A 4513-nucleotide genomic window follows, 5' to 3' on the forward strand; every position below is an offset into this window, starting at 1 on the left:
ACCATGCGCGTATCGGCGCAGCACGAGCGCAGCGCTCTTGCGCCAGCGCCCGGTGCCCGCCGCCTGCCGCCCGCCGCCCTCCGCCCGCCGCCCGCGCGGGGCTACGCGGCATCCGCTAATCTGACGGGGTGAAGATTCTGGTCCTCGGTTCAGGTGCCCGCGAGCACGCCATCATCACCGCGCTGCTCCGCGAGGAGCCGCGCCACGACATTGTGGCGGCGCCGGGCAATGCCGGCATTGCCCGGGATGTGCCGGTGATTCCGCTCGACCCGGCCGACCCCGAGCAGGTCACGAACTACGCGAACCTCAACGGCATCGAGCTCGTCGTGGTGGGGCCGGAGGCGCCGCTCGTCGCCGGAGTCGCCGATGCGCTGCGCACCCGGGGCATCCCGGTATTCGGTCCGGACCGGGCCGCGGCAGCTCTCGAAGGCAGCAAAACCTTCGCCAAACGCATCATGGATGCTGCGGGCGTGCCCACCGGACGCGCCGAACGCGCCGGGTCGCTCGCCGAAGCCACGTCCGCACTCGACGAGTTCGGGGCGCCCTACGTGGTCAAGGCCGATGGTCTCGCCGCCGGCAAGGGCGTGCTCGTCACCGTGGACCGTACGGCCGCGATCAACCACGCCATCTACTGGCTTCAGCACGGCAGCGTGCTGATCGAAGAATTCCTGGACGGGCAGGAGGTCTCCCTCTTCCTGCTCAGCGACGGCCACAGCGTGCTGCCGCTCTCCCCCGCCCAGGACTACAAACGCCTCCGCGACGGCGACCTCGGCCCGAACACCGGCGGCATGGGCGCCTATTCGCCGCTGCCCTGGCTCGACGCCGAATTCGGCAGTGAACAGGCTTTCGTAGACGAGGTCATCGAAACGATCGCGCTGCCGACGGTGCGCCAGCTCGCCGCCGAGGACACCCCCTTCATCGGTCTGCTCTACTGCGGCCTCATTCTCACGACCGAGGGCATCCGGGTGATCGAATTCAACGCCCGGTTCGGCGACCCGGAGACCCAGGTGGTTCTGCCGCGCCTGGTCACGCCACTGTCGGGTCTGCTGCTCGCGGCCTCCACCGGCGGCCTCGGCGGCCTGGCCCGCCCGGTATTCTCGGCTGACGCCTGCGTCACGGTCGTGCTCGCGAGCGAGAACTATCCCGATGCGCCGGTCACCGGACGCGCTCTCACCGGGCTGGCCGCGGCATCCGCTGTGCCCGGCGTCAGTATTGCGCATGCGGCGACGGCCGCCGTCGACGACACCCTCGTGTCCACCGGCGGACGCGTGCTCAGCGTCGTCGCGGTCGGCGACGGCTTTACGGATGCCCGCGCCCGCGCCTACGAGGCCCTCACCCTGATCACGCTTGAGGGTTGCCAGTACCGCACCGACATCGCCGCCCGCGTCGCCGGTGTCGCCCGCCGAGCCCGCCGAGCCCGCTGAGCCCGCCGAACCCTCGTCTCACGGGCCCGGCTGAGCTGTCGCCGCCCGCCGTTTCCGTGGCCAACTCAGGAGATCCATTCGGCGAGCGCTGAGAACACCCGAAAACACCAGGCCGGACGACACCGGCAGCGCAAATCTCCTGAATTAGCCCCTCCCTCTGGGATCCTCGGCGCGGAAGCGCGGCACGCCACGGGCGGTACGAGCCCGGTACGAGCCGGGCACGAGCCCGGGCGCGAGCCCGGCAGCCCACACGCCGGCCCCGCGTTGGCGCGGGCACCGGCCGGTGCGCAAGAATGTAGCCGTGACCGCACTAGACCAGCCCGCCGCATCCGCTCTGCCCGACCTGCCCGGATGGCGTCACGCCTACTCGGGCAAGGTGCGCGACCTCTACGTTCCGGATGCCGCGGCCGACCTCGCGACCGCCGCACGCGTGCTCGTGGTCGCCAGCGACCGCGTCAGCGCGTTCGACCACGTGCTCGAGCCCGGCATCCCGGGCAAGGGCGAACTGCTCACCACTCTCAGCCTCTGGTGGTTCGACCAGCTCGTGGGCTTCCCCAACCACCTCGTGCCGGACCACACCGTCAACGGGGCTGTGACCAGCCTGCTCCCATCCGCCGTTGTCGGGCGCGCCATGCTCTGCAAGACCCTCGACATGTTCCCGATCGAGTGCGTCGTGCGCGGGTACCTGACCGGATCGGGCTGGAAGGAATACCAGTCCACCCAGACGGTGTGCGGCATCCACCTGCCTGCCGATTTGCAGAACGGCGACCGCCTGCCCGAACCCATCTTTACCCCGGCGTGGAAGGCCCCGATGGGCGAGCACGATGAGAACATCTCGTTCGAGCGCACGGTGGAATTGGTCGGGACCCCCGTTGCCGACGAGCTGCGCCGCCTGTCGCTGGAGATCTTCGGCCACGCCTCGGCGATCGCCGAGAAAGCCGGGGTCATCCTGGCCGATACGAAATTCGAGTTCGGCGCCGACCGCCTCACGGGCGCCATCACGCTCGCCGACGAGGTGCTCACCAGCGACTCGAGCCGCTATTGGGACGCCTCGCTCTGGCAGTCCGGCACGACCCCGGAACAACGGATGGCCAGTTTCGACAAGCAGATCGTTCGCGACTGGCTCGCGGCCAACTGGGACCTGACCGGCACACCGCCGGCGCTTCCGGCGGAGATCGTCGAGCAGACCGCGGCCCGCTACCTGGAACTGCTGGCACGGCTGACGCACGCGGCTTCCGCGGCCGGCGAGGCGTAGGCGAGGCCGGCGAGGCGTGGGCGTGGGCGAGGCCGCGGTGCCCGCGTGTCTCCGCGGGCACCGCACCGTCGCTGCGCTTCCCCGCAGCCGGGCGTGCCGTCGCGGGGCGTCACGTCCCGGCGGCCACGGGCCGCAAACTGATACGCTCCGGCCATGCGAATCAAGATGTGCAGCGTCCACGTGAACGATCCCTCCGCCGCGTTCGACTTCTACACGTCCGTGCTCGGATTCGAGAAGCTGATGTCAATGCCGGAGCACCAGCTGTATATCGTGAAGTCCCCGGAAGACCCCGACGGGGTCGGCCTCCTCCTCGAGCCGAGTGACAACAAGGTCTCCCAGAAGTACGCTCAGGGCATCCGCAGCCTCGGGCTGCCGGCCATCGTGTTCGGCACACCGGATGTGCAGGCCGAGTACGAGCGACTCCGCACCCTGGGCGTTCAGTTCGCCGGCGCCCCCAGCACGGATGCGTACGGCACCTCCGTCATCTTCGACGACACCTGCGGCAACCTGATCCAGCTCCACGAAGACGAGCAGTAGCGAGCGCCCGGACTGCCGGGTCGCGTTCTGCGCTCCGACCCGCTTCCAGCTCCCGACTCCCCCTCCAACTCCGTCTCCCGACTCCACTCCGACTCCCCCTCCACTCCAACTCTCGACTCCAACGCGTGGCTAACTCAGGAGATCCCGACCCAGTCCGTCCCCGGGGGCACTGTTTCCGCGGCGGATGGCGTCCGATCGCGACCGTGCCGCCAGATCTCCTGAGTTAGCCCCCCACCGCTCGGCGCACGACCGGAATACCGGGCCGGGGTCATCCGTTGGGGCCAGTGTGAATCGATTCGCGAACGACCTGTTGCCCGCATCGACCGGCATGGGCGCGGTGACCCTGCGCGTGGGCGACCTCGACGCCATGATCACGTATTACCGCGACGCGGTGACCCTCGAGCTGCAGAGCCACGAGGGGCCGGTCGCCGTGCTCGGGCGCGGAACCACACCGATCGTTGTTCTGCAGCACGCCCCGGAGCTGACCGCCGCCGAGCCCCGCTCGAGCGGGCTGTTCCACACCGCCATCCTCTTCGACACCCAGGCGCAGCTCGCCGCGGCCGTCTACTCGGTGGGCACAACGCATCCGGGATCGTTCACCGGCAGTGCCGATCACCTGGTCAGCCAGGCCTTCTACTTCACCGACCCGGAGGGCAACGGCATCGAGCTGTACTGGGACCGCGACCGCACCGAGTGGAGCTGGACCCACGGCCAGGTCGAGATGGCCACCCTCTACCTCGACCCCAACACCTTCATCGGCGAGCACCTGACCCGGGACGGCCAGGCGCATCCGGCGGTCGGCAACGCCATCGTCGGGCACGTGCACCTTTCCGTCGGCGACGTGGGCACGGCCCGCGAGTTCTACGTGGACCGCCTCGGCTTCGAGGCGACCGCGACCCTCGGCGGCCAGGCCCTGTTCGTCTCGGCCGGCGGCTACCACCACCACATGGCCATGAACACCTGGAACAGCGCCGGCGCCGGCAAGCGCCGACTGGCCCTCGGGCTCGGCGAGGTCGATATCATCCTGCCGGGCACCGACGACATCGGTGCCCTCAACGAACGGATGTCCCACTTCGGTGTGCAGACCCGTCACGACGGGCAGACCCTCGGCTTCGACGACCCGTGGGGCAACCAGATCGTGGTGCGCACGAAGTAGCCCGCGGGCCCGCACGGCGTCAGGTCACGGCGTCAGCGCGGCGCACCCCGCCGACACCGAACGCAGAGGTCCTATGCGCCGGCTCCCGGGGCCGCGCCGGCTCCCGGGGCCGCGCCGGCTCCCGGGGCCGCGCCGGCTCCC

At 70.1% G+C, this 4513-nt stretch carries 4 protein-coding genes; all 4 read left to right on the plus strand.

The window, feature by feature from the left end:
• The first annotated feature begins 128 nt into the window (after positions 1 to 128).
• Positions 129 to 1424 carry a phosphoribosylamine--glycine ligase gene (gene purD, locus E3O62_RS03265; RefSeq protein WP_134397530.1) on the plus strand — a complete coding sequence of 432 codons (1296 nt, stop codon included), beginning with the start codon at positions 129 to 131 and terminating at the stop codon, positions 1422 to 1424.
• Between the two features lie 334 nt (positions 1425 to 1758).
• Positions 1759 to 2679: a phosphoribosylaminoimidazolesuccinocarboxamide synthase gene (locus E3O62_RS03270; protein WP_134397531.1), complete on the plus strand. Its 921-nt coding sequence runs from the start codon at positions 1759 to 1761 to the stop codon at positions 2677 to 2679.
• A 153-nt stretch (positions 2680 to 2832) separates the two neighbouring features.
• Positions 2833 to 3216, plus strand: a complete 384-nt coding sequence (locus E3O62_RS03275) for a VOC family protein (RefSeq protein WP_104169578.1) — start codon at positions 2833 to 2835, stop codon at positions 3214 to 3216.
• 328 nt (positions 3217 to 3544) lie between these two features.
• Positions 3545 to 4372 carry a VOC family protein gene (locus E3O62_RS03280; protein WP_134397532.1) on the plus strand — a complete coding sequence of 276 codons (828 nt, stop codon included), beginning with the start codon at positions 3545 to 3547 and terminating at the stop codon, positions 4370 to 4372.
• Positions 4373 to 4513 lie beyond the last annotated feature (141 nt).

The organism is Cryobacterium sp. TMT2-15-1, from assembly GCF_004402345.1.
GTDB classification, from domain to species: domain Bacteria; phylum Actinomycetota; class Actinomycetes; order Actinomycetales; family Microbacteriaceae; genus Cryobacterium; species Cryobacterium sandaracinum.